At 44.4% G+C, this 26198-nt stretch carries 23 protein-coding genes; 14 read left to right on the plus strand and 9 right to left on the minus strand.

Going from position 1 to position 26198, the window contains the following annotated elements:
• Position 1: 1 nt before the first annotated feature.
• The 3 genes from xseB to QO189_RS02110 form a co-directional block, all read right to left on the minus strand.
• Positions 2–247 (minus strand): exodeoxyribonuclease VII small subunit, encoded by a 246-nt coding sequence (gene xseB / locus QO189_RS02100; RefSeq protein WP_371531302.1) that lies wholly within the window; start codon positions 245–247, stop codon positions 2–4.
• A gap of 58 nt (positions 248–305) precedes the next feature.
• Complete coding sequence (gene xseA, locus QO189_RS02105) at positions 306–1838, minus strand: exodeoxyribonuclease VII large subunit (protein ID WP_371531303.1); 1533 nt, start codon at positions 1836–1838, stop codon at positions 306–308.
• Positions 1839–2065: 227 nt separating this feature from the next.
• Positions 2066–2434 carry a hypothetical protein gene (locus tag QO189_RS02110; protein WP_371531304.1) on the minus strand — a complete coding sequence of 123 codons (369 nt, stop codon included), beginning with the start codon at positions 2432–2434 and terminating at the stop codon, positions 2066–2068.
• A gap of 290 nt (positions 2435–2724) precedes the next feature.
• On the opposite strand from QO189_RS02110, the gene QO189_RS02115 reads away from it, so the two are divergent.
• The 11 genes from QO189_RS02115 (at position 2725) to purF (ending at position 13582) form a co-directional block, all read left to right on the plus strand.
• Positions 2725–3375 (plus strand): alpha/beta hydrolase, encoded by a 651-nt coding sequence (locus tag QO189_RS02115; protein WP_371531305.1) that lies wholly within the window; start codon positions 2725–2727, stop codon positions 3373–3375.
• Between the two features lie 90 nt (positions 3376–3465).
• Positions 3466–4566, plus strand: a complete 1101-nt coding sequence (gene zapE / locus QO189_RS02120; RefSeq protein WP_201600950.1) for a cell division protein ZapE — start codon at positions 3466–3468, stop codon at positions 4564–4566.
• Positions 4567–4700: 134 nt separating this feature from the next.
• A complete protein-coding gene (locus tag QO189_RS02125) occupies positions 4701–5360 on the plus strand; it encodes a nitroreductase (RefSeq protein WP_371531306.1) in 660 nt (219 codons plus the stop codon).
• A 123-nt stretch (positions 5361–5483) separates the two neighbouring features.
• Entirely contained in the window at positions 5484–6800 is a 1317-nt protein-coding gene (locus QO189_RS02130; RefSeq protein WP_371531307.1) for an NAD(P)H-dependent glycerol-3-phosphate dehydrogenase, read from the plus strand.
• A gap of 60 nt (positions 6801–6860) precedes the next feature.
• Positions 6861–7319, plus strand: a complete 459-nt coding sequence (locus QO189_RS02135; protein WP_371531308.1) for a histidine phosphatase family protein — start codon at positions 6861–6863, stop codon at positions 7317–7319.
• Between the two features lie 160 nt (positions 7320–7479).
• Complete coding sequence (gspL, locus tag QO189_RS02140) at positions 7480–8775, plus strand: type II secretion system protein GspL (protein ID WP_371531309.1); 1296 nt, start codon at positions 7480–7482, stop codon at positions 8773–8775.
• A gap of 33 nt (positions 8776–8808) precedes the next feature.
• Complete coding sequence (gene gspM, locus QO189_RS02145; protein ID WP_371531310.1) at positions 8809–9378, plus strand: type II secretion system protein GspM; 570 nt, start codon at positions 8809–8811, stop codon at positions 9376–9378.
• 282 nt (positions 9379–9660) lie between these two features.
• A complete protein-coding gene (locus QO189_RS02150; protein WP_071003577.1) occupies positions 9661–10062 on the plus strand; it encodes a hypothetical protein in 402 nt (133 codons plus the stop codon).
• Between the two features lie 214 nt (positions 10063–10276).
• A complete protein-coding gene (locus tag QO189_RS02155) occupies positions 10277–11311 on the plus strand; it encodes a quinone-dependent dihydroorotate dehydrogenase (RefSeq protein WP_371531311.1) in 1035 nt (344 codons plus the stop codon).
• A gap of 30 nt (positions 11312–11341) precedes the next feature.
• Entirely contained in the window at positions 11342–11839 is a 498-nt protein-coding gene (locus QO189_RS02160; RefSeq protein ID WP_238037587.1) for a CvpA family protein, read from the plus strand.
• Between the two features lie 207 nt (positions 11840–12046).
• A complete protein-coding gene (gene purF / locus QO189_RS02165; RefSeq protein ID WP_371531312.1) occupies positions 12047–13582 on the plus strand; it encodes an amidophosphoribosyltransferase in 1536 nt (511 codons plus the stop codon).
• 122 nt (positions 13583–13704) lie between these two features.
• Here purF and QO189_RS02170 read toward each other — a convergent pair whose 3' ends face one another.
• From QO189_RS02170 to yajC, 6 genes are all read right to left on the minus strand, one after another.
• Complete coding sequence (locus QO189_RS02170) at positions 13705–14064, minus strand: AzlD domain-containing protein (protein ID WP_371531313.1); 360 nt, start codon at positions 14062–14064, stop codon at positions 13705–13707.
• Positions 14054–14785: an AzlC family ABC transporter permease gene (locus tag QO189_RS02175; protein WP_371531314.1), complete on the minus strand. Its 732-nt coding sequence runs from the start codon at positions 14783–14785 to the stop codon at positions 14054–14056. Before QO189_RS02175 ends, QO189_RS02170 begins: the two co-directional genes overlap by 11 nt.
• Positions 14786–14926: 141 nt before the next feature.
• Entirely contained in the window at positions 14927–16336 is a 1410-nt protein-coding gene (locus QO189_RS02180; RefSeq protein ID WP_371531315.1) for an MATE family efflux transporter, read from the minus strand.
• 234 nt (positions 16337–16570) lie between these two features.
• A complete protein-coding gene (secF, locus tag QO189_RS02185) occupies positions 16571–17833 on the minus strand; it encodes a protein translocase subunit SecF (protein WP_371531316.1) in 1263 nt (420 codons plus the stop codon).
• A 9-nt stretch (positions 17834–17842) separates the two neighbouring features.
• Positions 17843–19720 carry a protein translocase subunit SecD gene (gene secD, locus QO189_RS02190; RefSeq protein WP_201601012.1) on the minus strand — a complete coding sequence of 626 codons (1878 nt, stop codon included), beginning with the start codon at positions 19718–19720 and terminating at the stop codon, positions 17843–17845.
• A 361-nt stretch (positions 19721–20081) separates the two neighbouring features.
• Positions 20082–20360 (minus strand): preprotein translocase subunit YajC, encoded by a 279-nt coding sequence (yajC, locus tag QO189_RS02195; RefSeq protein WP_058024991.1) that lies wholly within the window; start codon positions 20358–20360, stop codon positions 20082–20084.
• Positions 20361–20959: 599 nt separating this feature from the next.
• Here yajC and QO189_RS02200 point away from each other — a divergent pair.
• The 3 genes from QO189_RS02200 to QO189_RS02210 all read left to right on the plus strand — a co-directional run bounded on the left by QO189_RS02200 (position 20960) and on the right by QO189_RS02210 (position 26141).
• Positions 20960–22189, plus strand: coding sequence for a hemolysin family protein (locus QO189_RS02200; RefSeq protein WP_371531317.1), 1230 nt, complete (start codon positions 20960–20962; stop codon positions 22187–22189).
• Between the two features lie 291 nt (positions 22190–22480).
• Positions 22481–22975: a hypothetical protein gene (locus tag QO189_RS02205; protein ID WP_371531318.1), complete on the plus strand. Its 495-nt coding sequence runs from the start codon at positions 22481–22483 to the stop codon at positions 22973–22975.
• 145 nt (positions 22976–23120) lie between these two features.
• Positions 23121–26141: a LysM peptidoglycan-binding domain-containing protein gene (locus QO189_RS02210; RefSeq protein ID WP_371531319.1), complete on the plus strand. Its 3021-nt coding sequence runs from the start codon at positions 23121–23123 to the stop codon at positions 26139–26141.
• Positions 26142–26198: the final 57 nt, after the last annotated feature.

Genomic DNA, 26198 nt, shown 5'->3' on the forward strand with positions numbered 1-26198 from the left:
TCTAATTGTCCGTGCTGCTAGTAGATTTTTCTTCGGCGAAGGCTGCATCCAATGCTTGCTGTACAGCATTGATACGGGTTTCGCAAACGCGATAAGCGGCAATAGATTCTTCAACCGTGGTCATTAGGTTATCAATATCAGGCTCGTCTTGCTGCTGCAGTTCAGCCGCATTGGTTTTTAAAATATCGTAAGCCGCCTTAAAGGTTTTTGGGGCGGCTTTTTTGCGTCTGCGAGTAGGGGTAGTCATAGAGTTTCCTAATTTCTAAAGGTCAATAGATGAGTAGTTGTTAGATATTATGATGTGGTTAAATTGGCATGTCTGAGAGTTCAGTCGCTTTCTTATCCATATTGATATCGATAATCTGTGCTTTTGCATTACCATCTTTTAAAATGATATTGACAGTTTGCTCAGGAGACAGTTGGGTGCTGCTCGTGAGCGTCTGCCTATTTTGAGCATCCGTTAGCATGGCATAGCCTTGTTTTAGCACGCGAGACGGTCTATGTAATAGCACAATATCACGTAGATGTTCGCTATCGCGCTGTGCTTGCACAATTTGCTGCTGCGCGTTTTGCATGATTGACTCTTGATGACTTCTGCTATTAGTCGCGGCTTTCGTCAGTTGTTGACGTGCCAAGGTTTGCGTTTGCGTATATCGCTCAGCTGTTAGTCTGACTGCTTGCTTTACTTGGCGCTGTGCGCTTTGTTGAATGCTGCGCCACGCATAGTCACTGTCTTTTCGTAGAGCGGTGAGTTGTCCGATAGTCTGTGACTGTATTTGGCTTAACTGACGTGCGGTTTGTTGCTCAGCAGTATTCAATTGACGCTGAGCAGCTTGCTTGATTTGCGCCTGATAGTGCAGCGTTTGAGTGACGAGCTGGGCTAAATGGCTATGGATAGCAGCAATCACTTTTGAGGGCGTATCAAAGCTGGTATGCGCCACTTCATCTAAGATGACTTTGTCACGCTCATGACCGATACCCACCCAGACAGGCACAGGCTGCTCAGCAACCAACGCTGCCAGCTCATAATCATTAAGATAAGCCAAGTCTCCCACGGCACCGCCGCCACGAATAATGACTAATAAATCTGGTAGGCGCTGATAAGTGTCGTAAAACTGCTGCTGTGCATTAACGATGGCTTGACGTATCTCAGCGGGCGCATGATTGCCTTGAAAAGTCGCATTATGGTAATGGAAATGACAAGCACCTGTACTGGCTAAGCGATCCGCATCTGCTTGAAAATCGCCCAATCCAGCCGCCTTTTCAGGGGCGATGACCAGCACATGCTCGATATCAAAAGGGGTAGGCAGCTGCTGATTGAGATGTAATAGCCCTTCGCCTGTTAAGCGATCGACCATTTCTGCATACTGCCGTGCCAAATCGCCTAGCGTATAGCTGGGGTCGATATCTTCAATCGTGATTGAAAAGCCATACTGGGCATGGAATCCTGCCGATACTTTGAGGAGTACGGTCAAATCACGCTCAAGCGGCATACCAGTCGCGCGCTCAAACTTGGCTAATACACGAGCCGCTTTAAAACGCCAAAGGTTGCCGCGGCAACTGGCGACCACTTTGCCATCATCGTCTTTTTCTGCCAATTCAAAATAATAGTGACCACCTTTACTCGATAGGTTACGGATTTCTGCCTTGACCCAGACACGGTGGTCAAAGGTCTGTTTGATGACCATCTCAACCGCGGATAAGTAATCACTCAGACGTAGGACCGTATCCTCTAAATGGTCTTCTTGCGCAGCGAGTTCGGCCTCTAGAGTAGCCAAATCTTTGGCAGGTGCGAGTACTTTGGCCTGTTTGACATTTGAAAGGTTAGGTTTGCGCATGATATAAGACCAAAGATAATGAAAATATAAAGACTGGTGAGGATGTGCTGAATACGATAGCGAATAGTTTAACCCAAAAGGGCATACACAAAAAGCAAAGCCAACAAGCTTTAACTGATATATTATCCATATCGCAGCTTGTTGGCTATTTCATAAATCACAGTATGTCAGGTGATGCTAGAGAAACGCAAATGGCGTCGCTCATTTAGAGAGTTACTGATAGAGAATTACTGGCAACGAAAATTGATCTTATACTCATAATCATCATTGCGTGACAAATCTGGTGTGCCTGTGCCAAAGATTGAGCCGACCACGGAACCCACTTGCCCAACCATACGGCCAGTACGTTCATTTAAGATGCCATTATATTTGACATTGTCATCAACGATAATGACTTGTTTGCTGCGACAGGTTTTTTGCGCGCTATCAATTGCATTTTGCTGTGCTTTGACTTTGGTATCAGCGATGCCAGTGGTCTCATAAACAGAGTTGGCGCGTTGGATCACTGGTGATGATGGCGTGCTTTGACAAGCGCTTAAAACGAGCGCACCGGCCAATATTGCACCTAAACTGGTAGTTTTGTTAAAGGTATTCATAAATAATTCCTAATGTATATAGACAGAATGTCTTAGCGATAGGCAAAGCTTCATGAATGTAACGTATCTAGATATTACCTGTCTAGGCGCTTATTGTGTGCGGTATTACAGCAGTATTGCCTATCCAATCTATGACAAACAAAGCGTGCTTAAATAAATAATACACTCAGCTGCTGAGCATCAATTTTGGCCCAAAATAAAACAAGTCGCACCCGTACACAGCAAATCACTTGAAATAAAAATCATATCTAGGATAATTGAGCCATTCATTTTTATTAATAAGTAATGCTATGCAATTGATTCCTGGTCCTGCTGGTGTGCTCGAGGTCGACGCACTATGGCAACAAGACAATCCTAACGACCCAAATACAGATACCGTCGCGCTACTGTGCCATCCCAATCCGTTGTTCGATGGGACAATGAACAATAAAGTGGTCACAACTATGTACCGCTTTGCCCGTGACAATGGCATGCATGTGATACGCTTCAACTTTCGCGGCGTTGGTCAATCGACAGGCGAGCATGATTATGCGGAAGGTGAAGTGGTCGATGCAATGACCGTGCTACAATGGATTGCTGAACAAACCAATGCCAGAAAGCTATGGCTTGGCGGTTTTTCTTTTGGTGGGTATGTCACGGCCCGCGTGGCTGAGCAAGTACTTGAAGCCGCGCATATATGGGGGTTGGATGATTTTGACGTGTCAAAAATCGCACTTATCGCACCCTCAGTCGAAAAAAATGACAGTACTGATATTAGTTTACCCGCGGATAAAACCTTTGAGATTTATGGTAATGCGGATGAAGTAATCGCGCCTGAAAATATGCAGGCATTTGCAGATCGTTTAGGAATTGCAGTAAGCGTCGTCGATGGTGCTGGTCACTTTTTTCACGGTCGCTTATCAGAGCTTAAAAAGTTATTAGAAACGCATAGCAGTGCATAGTTTTGACCCTAAACGCTAATGCATGTTTTAGGGTAGCACTTAGCCACTCCAATATTTTGATATTTATTTAATCCAACGATGAGTCGTATTATGAGTTTATCTCCATTGCAACGTTACGAGAAAGCCGTCAGTACAGATGAGTTTACTCGGGATGAGCAGCAGTTTCAGGCCATGAGTTATCTTGATGAGATCTACCATCAGCTCATCAATAGCGCGCCGCAAAAGAAAGGGTTCTTTGGGTTTTTGAAATCCAAGCCTGTCGCGCCAACTGGATTATATATGTGGGGCGGTGTCGGTCGCGGCAAAACGTGGATGATGGATATGTTTTATGATTCATTGACCATTGAGCGCAAAATGCGTCTGCATTTTCATCATTTTATGCAGCGTGTTCATCAAGAATTGAATAAACTGCAAGGCGAAAGTGATCCACTCGAAAAAGTTGCCGATATTATTTATAAAGAAGCGGTCATTATTTGCTTTGATGAATTTTTTGTGTCTAACGTTTCTGATGCCATGATTTTGGGTGATTTGTTTACGATGCTGTTTAATCGCGGCATTACCTTGGTCGCTACGTCAAACATTGAGCCGTCTGGTTTGTATAAAGATGGTTTGCACCGTGACCGTTTTTTACCAGCCATTGCAGAGGTTGAGAGCCATACGACAGTGATGAATATCGATTCTGGTATTGATTATCGTCTGCGCGTGCTTCAGCAAGCAGAATTGTATGAATCACCAATGACTAAAGCCAATCATCATTGGTTAGCCAACCGCTTTGCCAGCTTGTCCAATAATCAAAAAATCAGCAACGAGCCAATTACTATCAATGGCCGCGAAGTCAAAGTCAACGCGCGTACCGAAGATATCTTGTTTTGCGATTTTCGACATTTATGCATGGCGCCGCGCTCGGCATCCGATTTTATTGAGCTTGCAAAACAATTCAGCACCGTATTAGTTGATTCAGTACCCGCTTTAGATGATGATTTGCGTGATCCAACGCGCCGTTTTATTTATTTAGTCGATGAGTTTTATGATCGCCGTGTAAAACTGTTGGTACGAGCAGAGCAATCGATTTTGGACTTGTATCAAGGGGAAAAGCTAGCGTTCGAGATTGAACGTACCCGTTCGCGCTTGCTTGAGATGCAGTCAGAAGACTATCTGCGCATGGATCACCGTGTCGAAGATGCTGCGTAGTGGATGTTTTTTAAAACGGTATTGCTAGAGCTCAAATGTTTTTTAGCATTAGGTACTTAGTCTTTTCAGTGACAAGTATCAGATTTAAAAGTAGTTCGTGAAAAGAAATAAATAATAATAAATAAGGACAGACAATGACTACAACAGATGAAAATAACCAAGCGCCACAGGACAATAAACTGCCTGTTAAGAATGTAGCCGCAAATGATGTCTCAGCTAGCAGTGAAGAGCTAATTGGTTGGATTAATTCAAGACGCAGCATGGGCAATTTGGATGCACCAGCCCCAACGCGGGATCAAATCGAGTCTGCTATTGAGTGTGCAGCGACAGCGCCCGATCACAAAAAACTGCGTCCATGGCGCTTTATTGTGACCCAAGGGGAGGCACGTCACGAGTTAGGTAATGCTTTGGTAGCCGCAGTAAAAGAAAAAGCGCTCAAAGATGGCGAAGAGTTATCTGAGAAAACTATCAAAAAAACCCATACCATGCCGCTCCGAGCGCCGGTTATCATAACGGTCGTGACGCAAATGCAAGAGCATAAAAAAGTACCACCCTTTGAGCAAATGCTAAGTGCGGGTGCTGCTGTGCAAAATTTGATACTGGCACTCAAAGCTCAGGGATTTAGCACGGTGTGGCGTACTGGACTGTTATGTAATGAGCCTGCGGTAAAAGCCTATTTTGATGTGGGTCCAGATGATTATGTGACCGCTTTTGTTTATACTGGCACCAGTCCAAAAGATGAATCCAAACGCAAACCTATTGATATCGAGCCGTTAGTACGCTTCGAGTCATAATTTGACTCGGTGTTGTCTCTTGGTAAAATTATTAACTCAAAAAGACCGCGAGCCCGAGTATCGGAAATATCTGGGAACAGTAGCTCCTATTGAGAATAAGTCAGTCAACATGGATAAAAGAACATGACAAGTCCTAACGATAGCAATAAAGATAACAACAGCGCTAACAATGAGGCGGGCAACAATACGTCTGAAAAACAAAACGGTATGTTGGCAGGTATCTTAGAGCGTGCAAGTAAGTCAGGCATCGGTCGTAAAAAATCAACGCCCAGTCCAGTTGAGTCGGCAGTCGCAAAAGACATGGCAGAGATTCATAGCAACCCTACCAAGCTGCGTTTGGCGTTTTTAGGTGGTGGTAGCTTTGGTACGGCAATGGCAAATTTGGCTGCGCGTAATGGCTGCGATGCTACGCTGTGGGTACGTAATAAACGTACCGTAAAAGCGATGGCAAAAACTCAGACCAATAAAAAATATCTGCCTGGCTACAAGCTTGATGACCGTTTGAAATACAGTCATGATCTGGCGGCTACCGTCAAAGACAAAGATATTATTTTTATCGCCGTGCCGGGATTGGCTTTTCGCGAAACGGTAAAAAACATTGCGCCTTTGATCAGTGGCCAGTCTATCGTATCGCTGACCAAAGGAATGGAGAAAGATACCTTTGCCATGATGAGCGACATTATTAAAGAAGTGTTGCCTGAAGTGAATTTCGGTGTCATGTCAGGGCCAAACCTTGCCATAGAAATCATGAAAAACATGCCGTCTGCCACGGTGATTGCAAGTGAGTCTGAGCCATTGCGTCATGCGGTACAAGCGGCATTACACAGTGCCTTCTTTAGAGTGTTCGCGAGTGATGACGTACGCGGTGTCGAGCTTGGCGGCGCGCTCAAAAACATCTATGCCATCGCCATGGGTATGGCAGCTGCTTATGAAGTGGGTGAAAATACCAAAGCAATGATTCTTACTCGTGCCTTGGCAGAAATGAGTCGTTTCGGTGTCGAAGAGGGAGCCAATCCGCTAACCTTTTTAGGTTTGTCAGGAGTAGGGGATCTATATGCCACTTGTAGCTCAGAGCTAAGCCGCAACTATCGTATTGGTAACATGCTCGGTCGCGGCATGAGTATTGATGCCGCAGTCAAAAAGCTGGGTCAAACTGCTGAAGGGGTCAATACCATTCAGCAGGTCCACGAAAAAGCCACTAAAGCGGGCATCTATATGCCTATCACCCATGCGCTCTATGCCGTGATTTATGAAGATAAAGCAGCATTAGGCGTGGCACTACATCTGATGGAAGCGGGATTCCGTAGTGATGTTGAGTTTGTGATGGCGCATGATCATAGCAATGCTGCGCTTACGGCTCATATGAAAAACTCAAGTAACAGCGCTAAAGGCAATACCAAAGACGACGCCAAAAGTAAAAATAGCGATGCTGATAAGTAAGATATTTTATCAAAAGGCACTATTGAGAGACAGTGCTAACTCAGCGCACCAAGGAAGGTTATGAAAATTATATTAGTACGTCATGGTCAAGCCGAAGATGAGACGCGTCCAGATAGTGCGCGTCAGCTGACTGACTTTGGTCAACAGCAAGCGGCACAAACGGCAGAGTATGTGACCACACACTATCATCCAGATCGTTTTATCGTCAGTCCTTATGATAGGGCGCAGCAGACGCTGGCTACATTCCAGTCACGAATGCCAAAAGTACCTTCAACAGTGCAGGACAATATCACGCCCTCTGATGATGCCCGTCAGGCTTTAATTGATATTGCGAATATTGATGCAGAATGTCTGGTCGTTGTTTGCCACATGTCTATTGTCGCTTATATCGCAGGCTTGTTGACCGGTGATTATCCTGAGTCATTCTCTTTGGCAGAAGCCAGAGTGTTTGAAATGGAGTTTGTCATGACTGGGATGGCCACAGAAGTGGATCGTTTTGTACCTGACCAACCATACTAGGCTGACCTAGCCATTTCTTAGATAGGATGAATTCAGAGTGAGGCAATCATACCGATTAAGCGACTGGCTCAGTAGATAAAATGACTCAATCCTTTTTGAATAGTAACACTGCTTCATCACAGTACTTTTATAACCGCAGCAATAATTGAGGACACGTTTAGTGTTACATGTTTGGTTACGAGCGCAGTATAGCCCGCTAGCTGTTTGGCACGAAGATGTACAGCAATGGCAGACGGTTGATAGTTGGCAACAGCTACAAACTCTCTATGGTCATCATAAACCCAATGGCCAAAAGGCAATTTGTTTATATTTCCCTTCAAGTCATGTACTGCAAGTAGACACAGCGCTCAATACTGCTCAGCTTAAGCAGCTGGGCAATAGTGGTAAGCAGTATTTGTTTGAAGAAACCTCTCTAACGCCAGTTGAGCAGTTGGTTATTCGTCAGTTGAGCCATGCTGATATGACGCAGCTGTACGCATTGGCACAAAACGATATTGAGGCATGGCAGCAGAGTGCTCAGCTCGTGGGTATGAATATAGTGGCACTACTGCCAGATTTCCTATTACTGCCACCGCCAGAAGAAGGTGCAGGTCAGCAAGTGACATTGTATCAAGACGAGCATACTCTGTTATTGCGCCAATCATTGCGCCAAGGCATGGCTGTCAGCTATTTACCGTTGATTTTTGAGCGCTTTCCGCATTTAAGCGAAGTGATGTTGCTGAACTCTATTGAAACCGATCGCCTTGCTATCAGTGATTTAGCCGCTAATGAAATGGATAATATGGGTGTCAATGATATCCCAGCAACATCAACGACAACCAGTTCTATAACGCAAACTAAAGCGCTGATCGCCGATCACCAGCTGTTATTAACGAGCTTGCCCACGACACCAGCGCCCATTGAAAACCCAGAACGTCATGCGCTGAACTTTTTTATCAAATCAACCGACTCACAGTTATCACCGTATTTACGGGTAGCAATGATGGTTGCGTTATCGGCTTTAGTACTACAGATGGCAACCGATGGGGTGCAGTGGTACAAGTATAATGAGGCAACAGCTGCAACCAAGACTGAAATAGCAGCGCAATATCAATCTTGGTTCGCTGATGAGCCACTCAGTACTCGAACCAAGCTCCAAGTACAATTACAGCCAAAACTGCTTAGCGACAGCCAAGCACCTGCATCACATATGGCAGCGTTGTCAAAAATATCCCCTTTAATCAAGCAGTCTTCATTGCGTGCGCAGACGCTCGTGATGCAGCCGTCTGTACTCAGCTTTACGCTCATTGCTCCTGATCGTGGCAGTTTGGATCAATTCACGAGCACGCTAGTAGCGCAAGGTTTGAATGCCAAGCTTGCGCAAGTGAGTAGTAATGATCAAGGTCAATTTAGTGCTCAGGTCACTGTGGATGTGGTAGAAAACAGCGATACGGCGAACACTCCAGCAGCATCATAATTCATCAGAGTATTGGTAAGAAAAGGTCAAAACATGAAACGATTACAGCGCCGTACCAAACGCAGTGTAGCTGTCTCTGCAACCAATACTAAAACGCACGCATTCTCAGAGCGTATGAGCAGTTACCAAAATGTGCTATTAACGCGCTGGCAAGCGCTACCGCCACGCGATCAATTAGCGTTAGCTATACTGTCCGTATTTTTGCTGTTGTTTATCGGCGGTTATGGCGGTTATAGCATTCATCAAGCGGCAAAAGAGAGTAAAAATGATTATCAGGAACAAGTGGCTGATTATTTTTGGTTGCGGGCGCAAGCAGGTAATATCGATAGTAATGCATTAAGTACTGGCAATAACGCTAATGGAGAGGCTGACATGCCGCCTGCCAATCGCATTAGTGCGCTGCTAAATACCACAGGAATTACAGATGCTCAGGTCGTTGCAGCTGGTGATTCAGTGCAGTTAAGCTTTATCCACCCCAGTCAAGCTGTCGTAAGTACCGCTCTTGGCAAGTTAGAGCAGCAAGGTTGGCAGTTCACACAGTTGTCCATGCAGCAAGACCTAATGAATAAATCTATCCAAGTGCAAGCCACTGTCACTTTATAACTCGATACTGTTTAGTAGCAAGGTATGGGCTTAATAGTAGAATATAAGTAACAGAACATGATATGTTCCAATTCAATATATCGGTAACTCGCTTTTCAAGTGGCGTTTTGAGTTAGATGTCATTGAAAAGCCTTTTATCTGTCACCATTAAATATTTACTAGTCACTGCTAACGATAGATATTTAGCATACAGCACTTTCTTCATAACGATACTGATGAGCATAGTTTTCAGCAGACAATATTACTGACCAGTAAGGACAACGCAAACCAATGAGTGACAGTATGAGCAACGATAAGCGCCGTTCTTTAACCATTTATAATCACATCACTTATTTCTTATACGTGATTAGCTATTTTACCGCTGGTCTGCTGTGGATCGTGCCGATTGTGATGAATTATGCCAAGCGCCACGATGCTGATGGCACATGGTTATCCACGCATTTTGATTGGCAAATCAAAACGTTTTGGTACAGTATCGTTTGGTTTATTATTGGTATTGTCATCACTGCTTTTGCTTTAGGTGGTTTTGGTGTGAGTATGCTAGCTGATAGTGGCAATATCGCTATTGGTTCGACGTTACTGGCTGGCTTTGGTCTGTTGATTGTGACATTCACCTTTATCTGGCATTTATATCGAATCATACGTGGTTGGATCGCACTCACTGACGGTCGCCCAGTGCCTTAATACGATACTGTAGCTGTTGATTCAGCTGAGCTTAAAAGACAGTGAATTATTATTGCTACTTAATAAATGCTTGTATGCGCTGACGGCGGGTTAAATGTGGAAATTTACCGTGTGAAACTTTGCTCTTGTTTCTGTTAAGCTGATATAATCGCTCCGCCTGATTTCATTCATATTCTTTATCCACTATTTCTTTCGAGCAGGGTCCGCCATCACTATGTCTTATGCCTTACTTCGTCCTTTTTTGTTTAATATGGATCCCGAACACGCCCATGAGATGACGCTATCTTTATTGGATAAAGCACATAAAGCGCGTGTTTTAGGTTTGGCGTATGGTCAGTCGATGCAGCCTACTGACTGTATGGGATTGCAGTTCTCTAATCCAGTGGGTCTGGCAGCAGGACTGGACAAAAACGGTGATTATATTGACGCACTGGCTGAGCTGGGTTTTGGTTTTATAGAAGTAGGCACGGTCACGCCAAGACCGCAAGCAGGCAACGATAGGCCAAGACTGTTTAGAATCAAGCAAGCAGATGCCATCATCAATCGTATGGGCTTTAACAATGAAGGCGTTGATTATCTGATTGATAATGTCAAACGCTGCAAATACAAAGGCAATATCGGTATCAACATTGGTAAAAATGCTGATACACCAGTCGAGCAAGCCGCTGATGATTATGTGTATTGCTTAGAACGTGTGTATCCGCACGCCTCATATATCACGGTAAATATCTCATCGCCAAACACCAAAAACTTACGTGATTTGCAAAGTGGTGAGGCTTTGACCCAGCTGATGGATACAATTAAAAACCGTCACAGTCAACTAGCCACCGAATATGGTTTTTATGTGCCATTGGTGCTCAAGGTTGCGCCTGATCTAGAGCCACTGCAAGTTGACTATATCTCACAGCAATTATTAGACTTTGAAATTGACGGTTTGATTGCAACCAATACGACACTGAGCCGCGTGGGTGTCGAAGACTTGCGTGATGGCGATCAAATGGGCGGCTTGTCAGGTCGTCCGGTGAGCCACATTAGTACCCAGATTTTACAACAGTTCTCTGATCAGCTAGATGGTAAAGTTGCTTTGATAGGGGTGGGTGGCATCGATAGTGGTGCCAAAGCTGTCAAAAAAATCGAAGCAGGTGCAGACATGGTACAGCTCTATACAGGTCTTATATATAAAGGACCTGGGCTAGTACAGTCTTGTATTCAAGCAATCGGTGGCTATTATGATGCCATGGAAAGCTAGTCAAATGAATGAGATGGTGAGGCGCAAAATATGAGCGGTCTAGATATTGTGATTGCTATTGTTGTCTTGATTGGTTTGTGGCGCGGCTTTCAAGTTGGCCTGATCAAAACAGCTGTTGGCTTAGTAGGCTGGTTTATCGCTCTTATCGCTGCGACTCGGCTCGCAGGATCGGTATCGCCTCAATTATCTGGTATCGTGCAAAGCCCAGTGTTACAAATGGCGATGGCCTTTTTGCTGGTGGTGATTGTGATATTGGCGGTTATGCACTTGGTGGCTTTTGTATTCTCAGGTGTGCTCAAAACCTTACGCTTGAGTGTGGTCGATAAAATGGCAGGCGGGGTGCTTGGTGCTGCCAAAAATATACTGATGGTATTGGTTGTTTTAAGTGTGAGTGCGCCATTACTAGTACAAATGCCGCAATGGCAAACCTCAGTCCTTGCCCCTGAGCTGCTACCTTATGCGCCTATGGGTAAAGCATTGGTATCAGATGTATTAGGTATGGCTTGGGATCAAGTCAATCAGTCGTAATTTTCTATTGTTCTAATTCTTTTTATACTTCTAAACGTTTGCATGTGTCACTGATCATCGAAAACAGATGATCAAAAATTATCATGAAGTTTCTTACAAAATCATCAGGTTAGCGGTGGACGACAGTGCGTGATTTTAGCCACATACTGTCAGCAGTTTTGCCGTTATTGTCGTACTAATGTATGAGTTAAAATAGGATATAGCTATATGTGTGGAGTCATTGGAGTTGCAGCTCATGAGCCAGTCAATCAGATACTTTATGACGGTTTAACGATGCTACAGCATCGCGGGCAAGATGCAGCAGGTATTGTCACTTTGCAAGATGGTCGACTTTACCTACGTAAAGAAAACGGTATGGTACGTGACGTATTTATGAATCGTCACATGATGAAGCTGGTCGGTAAGTTTGGTATCGGTCACGTTCGTTACCCAACCGCTGGTACTTCTAGTAGCGCTGAAGCTCAGCCATTTTATGTTAACTCACCTTATGGTATTACGCTTGCGCACAATGGTAACTTGACCAATGCTGAGAGTCTGGCCAAATCTTTATATATCGAAGATCGTCGCCATCTCAATACCGATTCAGATTCTGAAGTGCTGCTAAATGTACTCGCACATGAGATGCAAAATCTAGGCAAGACGCATCCAACAGCCGATGACATCTTTGAAGCGGTAAAAGCCGTCTATAGACGCTGTGAAGGTGCTTATGGCGTTGTGGCCTTGATTACTGGTCATGGACTACTAGCGTTCCGCGATCCAAACGGTATCCGTCCGCTTATCTTTGGTAAGCGCATGGCAGAAAACGGTGGCACCGAATATATGGTCGCCTCTGAATCAGTCGCATTGACAGGTTCTGGCTTCACTATCGTTCGTGATGTAAAACCAGGCGAGGCAATCTTCATCGATTTGAACCATAAGTTGCATACGCATCAATGTGTCGAGCCGAAAGAATATACGCCTTGTATCTTTGAGTATGTTTACTTTGCTCGTCCAGATTCTATTATGGACAATATCTCAGTTTATAAATCACGCCTACGTATGGGTGAAAAATTGGCGGATAAAATCCTTGCAGAGTGGGGCGAGGATCATGACATTGATGTGGTTATCCCGATTCCAGATACGTCACGTACCTCAGCGATGGAGCTAGCGCTAAAAATGAACGTCAAGTACCGTGAAGGGTTTATGAAAAACCGCTATATCGGTCGTACGTTTATCATGCCGGGTCAACAGCAGCGCAAAAAGTCCGTTCGTCAAAAGCTAAGCGCGGTGCCGTTAGAGTTTAAAGGCAAAAACGTGCTGTTGGTTGATGATTCAATTGTTCGTGGTACGACGTGTCATGAGATCATTCAAATGGCGCGTGATGCAGGTGCTAATAAGGTGTTTTTTGCGAGTGCTGCGCCACCAGTGAAGTTTCCAAACGTATACGGCATTGATATGCCAGTGCGTACCGAGCTGATTGCTTCAGGTAATAGTGTTGAGGAAGTACGTGAGATCATTGGCGCTGACCGTCTGATCTTCCAAGATCTAGATGATTTGATCGATGCCGTCAAAGATACTAAGCACAGCAGAGTCGAAGGGTTTGATTGTGCTGTCTTTAATGGCTGTTACATCACGGGCCAGATCAATGAAGCGTATCTTGACCATCTGCAAGAGCAGCGTAATGATACGGCCAAGACTGGTAAAAAAGGCGTACAGATAGTAGCGGATACCCCAGTTGATATGATGGGTGTTGAAGAGCTTTAAGCCAGATAGCAATAAATATATTGCTTGAAAATAAAAAGCTGGATTCTATTAAGAGTCCAGCTTTTTTGTGTCCAAAATACAAGTAAAATCAATACTGAATGTTGGTATAAGATAGGCGGCTGTTAGGTCAAAAAGTTGGTAAATATCCAGACAAAACCATTGATCGCGGCAATACCAACGACCATGCTGACCAATAGCTGCCTGCTAATATGATAAATAAAAAGTACCAGTACAAGTGCGCAAACCTGTGCCATCAATAGATGTAATTCAGGATCATTTAAGGCAATGTCTACTGGCAGGTTTTGATAAGACAGACTGGTCAAGATAAGTAGCACCATCACTGACAGCGGTAAGCTTTCATTCAATCGATGTAGCCAAGGCGTATCTAAAACTTTTCTAGGGATTAATGCTGGCAATGCACGAGTAATAAACGTCACCGCTGCCATGGCAAGCGTCGCAAAAATAAGATAACTACTGGTCATGACGCTCTCCTATATTTTGACGCTGCATCCAAAATCCACGTACCAAAATCATCAGCATACAGATAGTAATGGCGACTAGCAGCAACCAATCGCTGGTAAACAGTGAGGCAATGACTAAACCAATTATAGCGATGCCAATGGGGAAATAACGTTTGATACTTTGGAATTGTTCATACGCCAAAATCGCAAACAGACAAACCAAGGCAAAATCCAAATGTGGAATTAAGTCACTAAGCGTACTTCCAATTATCACGCCAATGGTACTCGCGAGCACCCACCAGCTTTGGTTAAATAAGCTAATAGGGAGTATGAGTGCTTGTCGTGCCTCGTTTGGTAAACTGGTCATGACTGAAAAAGTCTCGTCAGTCAGGGCAAATAAGCAATACGTTTTTGCCAGTTTATGTTTTGGTAGATACTGTAACAATGGTATACCATAAAACACGTGGCGTAAATTAATGGCGGCGATATTGGTCGCGATATTACCGATCGGTAGACCAGCGCTGAGCATTGGCAAACAAGCGTATTGAGCCGCTCCAGCATAGAGCATAATGCTGAGCATAATCGTTGCCCATATAGGGATGCCAGCAACTTGTGCCAGTACACCAAAGGCAATGCCAGCAGGCAGATATCCCATCGCAACGGGCAAGCTTTTTTTGAAGCCCTCAGCCCAATCGTGAGTGCGTTCTTGTTGATGACTGAGTTCGTTTGAATGAGTGGTCACATGGCATCCTAAATTTTCTTACACTATTTTTATAAACGGATTGTTTTACACTTAAAAATAAACACTGTATTGCGTCAAAATGGTATGTGATGGCTGTATGATAAATGACTGTGTGATCAGTGGCTGTACAATAAAAAATGCTTAAGCCTCTGGTTGTAGCCTCTCATAACTATCTGATTGATGAGCACGGTACAAAAATCCGCCCAATATAATTAGCCTCAATAGCAGTAGGCACCATACACTCAGCCAAATACCGGTCATATCCCATTGCTGATAAAGCAGCCAGCTCAACGGAAAGAAAATAGCAGCTAATATCAGTGCGGCATTACGAATCACATTGCCTGCTGTCAAACCAAAAAATATACCATCCAACCAGTAGGCTCCAACACCCACGAGGGGTAGCAACACTGCATATAGGTGGTACTCATAGGCGAGGGCAAACACCGATTCAATATTGGTCATAAAATCTAGATAAGTTGGCATTGCAAGCCACCAGATAGCACTTAACATAATGGCAAGCCCATAGCTGACGACGCCTGTGCGTTTGATGATAGTACGAAAACGCGGCCAATCACGTCGACCAGCGGCTTGTCCGCTTAAGGTCTCAGCAGAGACTGCAACGCCATCAAGCGCAAAGGCTGAGATACTTAGTACTTGTAATAAAATAGCATTGGCTGCCAGTATGACATCGCCACTTTGGGCAGACAGTCGAGTAATCCAAGCAAAACTGAGCGTTAAGATAAGAGTGCGTACGAAAATATCTTTATTTAAAGAAAATAGCCTAAGTATTTTTTCTTTTGTAAAATGCTGTCTATCAGCTTTGAATAACGCGGCCCAAGATATTTTTAAATGATGACGACTGAGCCACAATGCCAATAATACACCTAACCAAAATGCAATGGTCGTACCCAGCGCCACACCGACCAATCCCACTTGCATGATAAACACAAAAAACAAGGTCAGCACAATGTTGAGGATAGCGATAAATCCTTGTTGGTAGAGCATGTATCGCGTTTTACCTTGTCCTGCAAACCATCCAATAAATGCAAAATTCATCAGTTCGGCTATGACGCCCCAAAAGCGGACATCTAAGTAAGTTTTGGCAGCAAGACCACTCTCAGGATTGGCAGATAATGCCTGTAAACCAATATCGATCAGCCACGGTTTGGCCAGTAGCAAAACTGCGCCGATTAAGAAGGCTAATAACAACGCGCGCTGTAAAATAGACAGTAACGGTGAGGCTGTTGTCGCAGTGCGGTCGTTGTTATCAGCATGATTGGCCAGCTGTCCTAATGCTTGCGCGGACAGTCCAGACGAGGCATATTGCAGAAAGTTAAAGCTGACAAGTAACAAGGATAGCAGCTGTATCGCCAAGCCCATACCAGCGAGTTTGGCAGTCTCATTCATATTGCCCACAATGGCCGTATCGATAACACTTTGTAATGGCATGGCGAGATTGGCGAGTAGTACAGGCAGGGCAATCGCAATGATACGCTTATAGCTTGTATCGATAAGCGGCATGGCATTAGGTATTGAGGAATTTGCTGACATTGTTGGCTCGTTTATACTGAGGCGATAAAGAGGGCAATATATTATTTAATCTGTGGCAAAACAGCAGTGCGATATGGTTGATATGTGAGGCAAAATAGCTATAAAGACAAAAGCACCTAGACTCACTATTCACGAGTCAGGTGCCTTTGTTCAATCATCATTCGCATTTAACAAGTGATGATTTTAAGCTTAATAACACACTAGGTCAGTGCATTATTTTTTTAGTAACTTCTATTAGACATTGTCTTGTTCAAACATCTTTGGATCATTAAAAGTGACAATCTCTTCTTCGAACTCTGGTTTCACTTTCACAATAAAGTCATCACGCGATAGACCCATACGTAATGGAATCGAGCTTGCGATATAGGTCGATGAATACGTACCTGCTAGCAAACCAATAAATAATGCGACCGAGAACCAGTATAGTCCTTCACCGCCCAAGAACAACATGGCCAAGACGACCAATAACACCGTTGAGATGGTCATAATAGTACGGCGTAGGGTTTCAGTCAAAGACAAGTCAATCGTCTGCTCTGGGGTAATACCACGGACGCGGCGGAAGTTTTCGCGGATACGGTCATAAACAACAATCGTATCGTTCAATGAATAACCAATCAATGCCAAAACAGCAGCCAATACCGTTAAGTCAAATGGGAAGCCAAATAGCGCAAATACACCAATGGTCACCACTGCATCGTGGAATAGCGATAATACGGCACCTAACGATAGTTTGAACTGGAATCGTAAGGCAACATAACCAAGCATAGATACCAATGCTAGCACGAGTGCCATGACTGAGTTGAGGTAAATCTCATTACCCACTTGGCTACCAATGATATTGACGTTACTGATAGTAGCGGTATTGTTAGGCAATGCTAATGCTTGAGTTAGGTCAGTATTTAGCCCATCCACATTATCAGACTGGGGCGGCAAACGTACGAGTAGCTCTTCACGCGTACCTAAATACTGTACAACCGCATCATCAAAACCATTGTCTGCCAATGCTTGTACCACGGCAACCTGTTCGACAGGCTGCTCATAACGAATGTCTGCTGAGACACCACCAGTAAAATCAAGACCTAAGTTCAAACCGTTGACGGCAATAGCAATGATACTACCGATCACCATAAATAAAGATAGCAGCGCCATTGGCTTTTCTATCTTCATAAATGGAATGATACGTTGATTGCCAACCGCTTTGATGCCACCTTCAGCGACTGCAGCCGCATCATCAGCGGCATCGCTTGATACTAGATTAGGATCAACAGTGGTCGCGAGTGCTTGATTGTCTTTACCAGCTTGGCCTTTACCGCCACGACGGCTGCTACTTTTACCAGATTTCGCTGTGGTAGGGTTGTTGGTTTTGGTATTGCTACCTTTACCATCACGGCGTGGTTTGTTACGGCGGCGGGTACTTGCAGTAGTCGCATCACCGTTTGAGCCATTTCGATCAGGGTTATTCTGCTGTTCTAAAGGGTTATTATTTTCGATCGCCATAATGTTCTCCTAACCGATGCTCAGACTTTTGATGGATTTACGCTTACCATAAGCAATTTGTACCAGTGCACGCGTCACCAAAATAGCGGTGAACAGTGAGCTGACAATACCAATAGCTAGCGTAACCGCAAAGCCTTTAATCGGACCCGTACCAATCGCAAATAGGATAAACGCGACCAATAAGGTTGTAATGTTGGCATCAAAAATACTACTAAATGCCCGATCAAAACCTGCCACGATGGCGGATTTTGGCCGTACACCATTGGCAATCTCTTCTCGTATCCTCTCAAAGATCAGTACGTTGGCATCAACCGCCATACCAATGGTCAAGACGATACCAGCAATACCAGGTAGCGTCAGTGACGAACCCAAAATTGACATAATCGCAATAATAATAATAACGTTCACTGCCAATGCCACGTTGGCAATCACACCGAACAAGCGATAGAAGATGATCATAAATGCAAAGACTAATAGATAGCCGACCTGCGTAGAGAATAAGCCCTTATCAATATTTTCTTGACCCAATGATGGGCCGATGGTGCGTTCTTCTACAAAGTACATCGGTGCGGCAAGTGCGCCTGAGCGTAGCAACAGCGCAAGCTCAGCGGCTTCAGCAGTACTATCAAGACCAGTAATACGGAATGATGAACCCAGTACTGCTTGAATATTGGCGCGGTTGATGACTTTGGTTTCAGCGTAAGGTGTGCGTACTTCAGTTGTCTCACCAGTTGCTGGATCTTCTTCGTAAGTGATTCTTTGCTTGTTTTCAATGAACAGGACAGCCATCTGTTTACCAACAGCGGTACGAGTGGCGTTTTGCATCAGCTTGCCGCCAGCACTGTCCAAGGTAATGCTTACTTCCGGTAGACCACTTTCATCTAAGCCAGTCTGTGCATTGGTCACTTTATCACCTGTGACGATCGCTTGGCGATCTAGCAATACTGGTGGACCATCGAGTGTCTCAAATGGGAATGCTTCAGTACCTGCTGGAGGAATACCGCCTGTATAGGTATCAGCGTCTTCTGCTACCATACGGAACTCAAGGTTGGCAGTACGACCAAGAACACGTTTTGCCTCAGCAGTATCTTGTACACCAGGCAGCTCAACCACGATACGGCTTGAGCCTTGAGATTGTACTAGTGCTTCAGTCACACCCAGCTCAGCAATACGATTACGTAGCGTTGTTAAGTTCTGATTGACCGCATAGCTATTGATTTCGTCAAGCGTGGCATCGTTGTATGACAACACCAATGCAGGACCTTGGTTATCAATAGAAGACTGTAAGTTGAAAGTGTTACTCATCGAGCCTTGCAAGATGTTTTGCGCACGATTACGGGTATCTGTATCAGCAAAATGTAATACAACGCCGCGATCTTCAGTTTTTATACCTTTAATCGCCACTCGCTCGGCACGTAAATCACGTCGCATATCGCGACTGGCACTGTTCAAGCGCTGTTCGAGCGCCTTGTCCATATCGACTTCTAGTACAAAACGTACACCGCCGCGTAGATCAAGGCCAAGCTTCATCGGTCTGGCACCGATATCACGCAGCCACTGCGGGGTCGTTTGTGCCAAGTTGAGAGCGACCACATAGTCCTCACCCAAGTTTTGACGTAGTACTTCTTGCGCTTTTAGCTGATCGACTGGGTTGTTAAGACGTACCAGCGCACTGTTGCCCTCAAACGTACCATTATGGTTCTCTAGACCCGCCTCTTCGAGTAAGCTTTGAGACTGGGTCAAGATACCTTCAGACAATTGCGTACCTGCTGCTGCGCTCGTAATCTGCACGGCAGGTTCGTCAGGGTATAAGTTAGGGGCAGCGTATAGACCGGCAATGATGAGCACGACGGCAATAAGTAAGTATTTCCAAGCGGGATATTGCATAATCACTTCTTTAAGTTAATAAACGACTGGCGACGTGAGCCACAAGTTAGCAGATGGGAAGTTAGCGACAGCAATGGTCGACTGCCACATTCAGCAGACTTCATTGCGATCATCCGCGGTGATAGTAAAACATAAAACAGTAAAGCAAATAATACAGACGTATCTTTATCGAGTCACCAAAAATATCATTGGTGAAACAGGCAAAGTCAATATATCTACAGGCTAGGCTAACTTATATAGCAGCCGTACCTTACTACCTTAATAGCGAAAAATGACCGTAAATAATATACGGTCATTATTTGGTCATTGCACCCAGTGGTGATACGACCATTAAATTACTACCGATAAAGCTCAGTAACAATTAAACGCTTTCGATCGTACCAGCAGGCAATACTGAAATAACAGAAGCACGTTGTACTTTTACATCAGTGTTGTTGTTTAAGCTTACGACGGCGTAATCGCCTTCTATCGCTTTAATACGACCCATCAAGCCACCAGCAAAGATGATTTCGTTGCCAGCAGTCAATGCATTGACCATTGCACGGTGCTCTTTGGTACGTTTAGACTGTGGACGGATAACCAAAAAGTAAAAAATGGCAAAAAAGGCAACAGGCAATATAAGTTGACCGAACTGTTCCATATTTCTCTCTCAATAAAGGATAGGTAAAAATAAAATTAGACGCATAGTAACAAAAAATCCCAGACTTGGTAACTGTTAATCATAGACGGGGCACGTTTTTCTTAGTGCTACGTCGTGCTAACTTGACGTCAAATACAGTCAGATACCACCCAGCTAAGGATTCACGCTTCAATAGGTTCAAATCAGCAAAGATAAAATACAAAATGATAAGCCAAAGAGAGGCGTTGACTAATAATGAGTATGGAGGCAAAACGCAACAATAAAAAGTGTCAAAAAATAAAAACTTAAAAATAGCGACTTATTGTGCATTGGTATCATCAATGCTACTATCAAATGGCAATGATTGCCTGCATTTAGTATGCTGTCTATAGAAGCATAATATCGCTTTAAAACAGTGACTAAGTCAGCTTTGAGCGACTATGAATATTGATTAATCGATACTCTATATCACATTGTCAATCGACATGGTTTGCTCGTTACAACATATTCCCTTTTCTCTTTTTAGGTTACTTAACTTGTTCACCACTTTTATGTTTGTACCTCGTTTGTGTCGTCCGCGTGCTCATCGTAAAGACGCATCTGCAGAGCCTCCCCCGAGAATGACTACCAGTTCTCGATTGGGTTATACTTCTTTTTCAGCACTATCTGCATTGGCAATTCTTATGCTACCGCAGGCAGTGTGGGCAGCTGGTGCTGTAGCAACACCAACTGCTGTAGCAGCACCAACCGCACTTAGCGTAGCATTATTGATATTTTTTGTGGCTGTTGCTATCGGTATCTCATTTGTGTGCTCTTTATCAGAGGCCGCATTACTGAGCATGACACCATCCTATATTGCGGATGTGCAAGAAACGAATCCAAAAAAAGCAAATATGCTAAGACGCTTAAAGGTCGATAATATTGATCAATCGTTGGCCGCTATTTTAACGTTGAATACCGTTGCCCATACACTTGGCTCTATCGGAGCGGGTGCTCAGGCTACGATCGTGTTTGGTAGTGCTTGGTTTGGGCTATTTTCTGCCATTATGACGTTGGCTATCTTATTCTTATCTGAGATTATCCCAAAGACACTTGGAACGGTATATTGGCGTCAGTTAAGTGGTATGGTCGCTTATTTCGTGCGCGGTATCATCTTGCTGCTTTATCCGCTTATTTGGGTGTCGGAGCGGCTAACGAAACTGCTGGTACGTGGCAAAGAGCCACAAGCATTTAGCCGTCGTGAGTTTGCTGCGCTTGCTAGTATCGGTGAAGAGTCGGGTCAAATCGATCCACTAGAGTCGCGCATCATTCGCAACCTACTAGCGTTCGGCGCGATTAAAGTTGAAGACATCATGACGCCGCGCTCAGTGATGCTCGCATTTGAAGAAAACAAAACAGTGGCTGAGTTATTGGTTGATCGTCCAAAGCTCACGTTTTCTCGATTGCCCATTTATGATGGCGATCTAGATAACATTACTGGTTTTGTTTTAAAAACCGACATGCTATTGGCAAAAGTCAACCATGCCATGCACAAGCCTTTGACGCAGTTCAAAAGAGACATCACGTTTGTATTCTCTAAAATGAAACTGTTTGATCTGTTGGAGCTTATGCTAAAAAACCGTATTCATATCGCAATTACGGTTGGCGAATACGGTGAAGTCAAAGGGTTGGTCACGCTAGAAGATGTCTTTGAGACATTATTAGGTCTTGAGATTGTCGATGAAATAGATCGCGTGGAAGACATGCAGGCCTTAGCTCGACAAATGATGGACAGACGCGTAGAGCGTTTGGGTATGAAGCTCAGTGATGATGAGCAGTATGAAGACAGCAATAGCGAAAACAAATTCTAGCGTTATCGATTGAGTGCTATTGCTATTATCACGACCAAAGTTGTTGAAATCAGACGATATAATAACCTGTGATTTAAAGGACCGCTTTTGTGAGCATCCTGTGCTTTTATATTCGCAATAATTACACAGGGTGTCACAAGGCTGTGAGAATTCAATGATAGGCTCGGCCTATTATATGAGTACGCTTATACCAATATACTGCTAAACTAGATGATATAAAGACGCTCCTTGCCAATATATGACGATAACCAATATATGACAATAACGAAAATAGCATCGCTAAGGACTATCATGAAACGACTATGGGGAAAGAGCTTAATGGCTCTATTACTGAAGGGCGCTAGCATAACTGCGATAGTAGCAGTGGCCAGCACAGTGAGTATCAGTGCGCAAGCTGCCACCATGACCGAAGCTTTGGTGCAAAACTATGCCGCAGCAATGAAATCATCTGCAAACAACCAGAGTATCAATCAAGTCGCGCGTCTGGTATCTGACGATGCGTTGATTTCGTTATCCAGAAAAGGTAAATCTACTAGCTTAGACAAAGATGCATATTTGAAGCTGCTGCAAAACAGCTGGAATGATACGTCCAATTATCGATACGATATTTCTGTAGATAACATCGTTATTACAGGAGATCAGGCCAAAGCCAATGTAACAACAAATGAGAGCTGGACGAAAGACGGTCAGCAAACATCATTTGTTACGACATCTCGCGTAACGCTGACGGTATCTACTGGTAACGCTGTATTATTACGCGCAGTATCACAAATAGCTATTAACTAAGTACTGGTCAATACAATCTATTAGATACTAATAAAAATGATTATTAGTATCTTTTATATTAGGCTGGTCTTTACTTTACGTTGCATACTATACTATCTCTCAACTTTGTCTTATCACTTTCTGTCGTTAGGAAACTTCCAATATCATGTCTACTGTGCTATCAAAATCTCGCTCGTTTGTTGCGTTACCATTGACGCTTGCGGTATCAACTTTACTTATCAGTGCGTGTAGCAACACCTCAACAGTAAAAAATAAAGGTGCAACCAATAGCTCAGCTGTTATTACCAAGCGTCCTGCTAATCAAGGGGCGACTACGGGTAGTGCGGATTACTCAACTGCATTTTTGGATGCAGAGAGTCTGGATGAATTGGCAGATCTATTAGAAGCCACTGACATGACGATGGTGGAGGGCAACCAACTTGCTATTCAGCAGTATGGTGACCTATGGAATCGTTTACGTGCTGGCTATCGTATGAACGGCGGTAAGCCGATTTATAATCAGCGTATCGAAGGGCAAAAGAGTTGGTTTACCAGCAGACAAGACTATCTAAACCGTTTGACGGCGCGTGCCAGTCGCTACATTTACCATACGGTACGAGAGGCTGAGCGCCGCAACATTCCAACAGAACTGGCGTTGTTACCAGTTATCGAAAGCTCGTACGATCCAAGTGGTACCAGTAGTGCAGCAGCGGCAGGTCTATGGCAGTTTATCCCAAGTACGGGTCGTATCTATGGTCTGAATCAAAGCAGCACCTACGATGGTCGCCGTGACGTTATCGAATCGACGCGTGCCGCTTACGACTTTTTGACCGCGCTACACAATCAGTTTGGTAGCTGGGAGCTGGCGCTAGCCGCCTACAATGCAGGACCTGGTCGTATCCAAAAAGCGATTGATGCCAATGCCGCACGTGGACTACCAACAGACTACTGGTCACTGCAACTACCAACTGAAACCATGAATTATGTGCCGCGCTTTTTGGCAGTAGCCGAAATTGTGGCCAAGCCTGAACAGTATGGTGTATATCTACCAGCTATCGCTAACCGTCAGCATTTCCGTAGTGTGCCGGTCAACTACGGTGTGAGCTTGTCTGAAGTATCACAGCTTACAGGCGTGAGTTATGATGAGTTAGAGCGACTCAATACAGCATTGACTTCAGGTCGTGTGGATTCCTCTGGTCCACAGCGCGTTATCATTCCTAACGATGTTAGCTTAAATGCTGATGCCAAACTGAGCCTATTGCGTGGTAATGGCACAGGCAATGTATTGGCTTCTAGCAATACAAGTACCCCAACCACAACGATGCCAAGCTACAATAGCAAGCCATACACTTCGTCGTCATTGCCATCCAGCAGTAGCGCATTGGCTGATTATGCTGCCAGCGCAAGCGTACCTCAGCAAACAACGAGCTATATCTCACCGTCTGCTCAAACGACTAGCAGCTCTGTCTATAGTGGTAATGCCTCAGTACGTACCGAGCCGCCAATAACCAATGCAGAAACCAAAAAAATCAATGCTGAGCTCAAGAGCAGCAACAGTCTACCGACTACCTCAGCTCAGATTACTCAGAATAATACGATTGTCCAAGAACCACCGCTTAGCAAAGAAGAGCGCGACTTCATTGCCAACCAAATTCGTAGCAATACCTCTGAGACCAACGTTATTAATGCAGATGGTAACATCAACCTATCAGCCGTACAGACGCAGCAGTCTATCTTGGAAGCAAGCGGTGAAGAGAAAAAGCTGAGCTTTGCTAAAACGTCAGTTAGTAAACCAAAACCACAGGGCACGCGTACCACTTATACGGTCAAACGTGGCGATACTTTATCGAATATCGCGAGCCGTGCAGGGGTAAACTGGCGTGATATCGCAGAATGGAACCAAATAGATGCCAGTGCCAACTTACTATCTGGCAGCACGTTATATCTATATAACGCCAAAACTATCGAGCCGCTAAGCGCTGCCAGTAACCCAGCCACCAATCAGCCTGAAAGCTATGTTGTACAAGGTGGCGACACGCTTATTGGTACGGCTAACCGTTTTGGTTTATCAGTGACACAGCTTGCCAGCTACAACAATCTCAGTAGCCGTGCTGATCTGCTCAGAGGACAAAAGCTCTGGCTAGTACCTGGTAAGGTCAAAGCTCCTGCCACAACACCTGCAGCACCATCTACTAGACCGAGTAAATCAAGCACGGCGACTAAGAACTATAAAGTAAAACCGGGTGACGGCCTGATTGCATTGGCGCGTCAATTTAACGTATCGACAGACACGTTAGCTAGCTTAAATGGCATGAGTACCACAAGCTCGCTGTATGTGGGTCAAACACTAAAAGTACCTGCTAGCGCTAATTTTGATGCAGCAAGTACCGCAAGCTCTAGCAGTGCTAGCAACGCTAGTAATACAAGCTCAGTAGCGACCACCAGTTATAAAGTAAAATCAGGTGATACCTTGATCGGTATTGCCAATAGCGTGGGTGTTAGTGCAGCAGAGATTGCTGCTGTAAACAGTAACTTTGATGCAAGAGCGCGCCTACAACGTGGGCAAACGATTAAAGTACCGGTTTCAAAAGAGTTAGTTGATCGCCAACTGAATGATAAAGCCGTCAGTTATAAAGTAAAATCAGGTGATACACTAACGGGTGTTGCCAAACGCTATAATATCGGCTTGAGCGATTTAGCCTCAGCAAATAACCTGAGCACGACTTCTAACTTGATATTAGGTCGTACCATCACTATTCCTGCGGGCGGTAGCGTGGCAAGTTCTTCGGCTTCTACTAGTAGTCAAAGCAACAGCAGTCAGAGTAGTAGCAGTTCTGCTAGCAGTAGTAAAAATAGCAGCACAGCAAGTACGGGTACCAAATTGGGCAATACTGAAAATTACAAAGTCAAATCTGGCGATGGCTTAATTGCCTTAGCACGTCAGTTTGGTATCTCTGTAGAAGATTTGGCAGCGACCAATGACTTGGCAACAAATGCTCAACTGCAGCGCGGGCAAACTCTGAAAGTGCCAAAAGCGACGGTGAGCTACACGGTTGGCTCAGGTGATAGCTTGATTGGTTTAGCTCGTAAATATGGTGTATCAACCCAAGAATTGGCTGAGATGAATAATATCGCTGCTGATACTATGTTGCAACGTGGTCAGCGTTTGACTGTTCCTAATCGTTAATAAGTAGCGTATTATCGAATGATATATACATACATATCGCTAATATAAATCGTAACG

Source organism: Psychrobacter sp. Arc29, from assembly GCF_041431175.1.
Classification (GTDB): Bacteria; Pseudomonadota; Gammaproteobacteria; order Pseudomonadales; family Moraxellaceae; genus Psychrobacter.